Source organism: Lactobacillus apis, from assembly GCF_002837055.1.
Taxonomy (GTDB): domain Bacteria; phylum Bacillota; class Bacilli; order Lactobacillales; family Lactobacillaceae; genus Lactobacillus; species Lactobacillus apis.
Map to the genome: position 1 here is coordinate 1 of NZ_PDKP01000058.1, position 834 is coordinate 834.

The window sequence follows — 834 nt, forward strand, 5'->3', positions numbered from 1 at the left end:
CTTTTCCGATCTGTTTGAAGCATTTGAGAACTCAGATATTGAAGAATTACACCAATTAACCAATAACAAATTGGTTGGAACTTATCGCCTTAGCCGCGTTTTCATGACTTTGGAACCAGAAGAGCGTAAACTAATTACCCAAATTTTTACTAATATTTGGAATTCATTTAAAGACAGTGTTAATCTGCCACTTTTAACTAGTAATTATGAACTTTATCCTAAAAGTAATGATTCAAGTAAAGCACCTGTATTCTACGAATTTTATGACTCAGATGAGCCTAATTTAGAATTACCAGATGAAATAAAAAAGAAACTGCGTTAGCAAATTGTTTCATGTGTAACGCAAAAAGATGGCTGGAAGTGAATAACTTCCAGTCATCTTTTTTATTCAGTTATTTTTTCATATTTTCTTTAACGTCATCAACTTTATCCTTGACGTTATCAGTTGCTTCTTGTGCCTTATCCTTAACGTCGCCTGCTGCTTGTTGCATCTTGCCCTTAAGTTCTTTAGCTTTACCAGCAACTTTATCTTTTAAACCTTTGTCAGCCATAATTATCGATCCTTTCACAAAAAATTATTGCTAATTAACTATTTACACCTTCATAGTACAAGCTTCGCTGTTTAAAGTCACACAATAAGCTTTATTTTTTGCTAACAAAAAAGCCATGAGCTATTAATGAATAGTCCATGGCTTATATTATTTAATACTATCCCGGTTGATCATGACTATAATCTAAGTTAGAAAAGCGATTATAGGGCTTAGAGAACATCAATTTAATCGTGCCACGACTACCTGAACGGTTTTTCTCAATGATTACCCTTCAATTAGCTGT

Annotated in this window: 1 protein-coding gene and 1 pseudogene; one reads left to right on the forward strand and one right to left on the reverse strand. The window is 33.1% G+C overall.

Translation table 11 applies throughout. The features are described 5' to 3' along the window. Positions 1–322 (forward strand): annotated as a pseudogene (locus CRG87_RS08070) (esterase); the annotation flags it as partial. Between the two features lie 70 nt (positions 323–392). Here the strand turns inward: CRG87_RS08070 and CRG87_RS07885 are convergent. Next, on the reverse strand, positions 393–551 hold the full coding sequence (locus CRG87_RS07885; protein WP_101138738.1) for a YtxH domain-containing protein: 159 nt from the start codon (positions 549–551) through the stop codon (positions 393–395). Between the last annotated feature and the right edge of the window lie 283 nt (positions 552–834).

What these genes read in the sequence shown, in the direction of transcription:
- CRG87_RS07885 (WP_101138738.1), bottom strand. Translation starts at nt 551, where the DNA reads ATGGCTGACAAAGGTTTAAAAGATAAAGTTGCTGGTAAAGCTAAAGAA.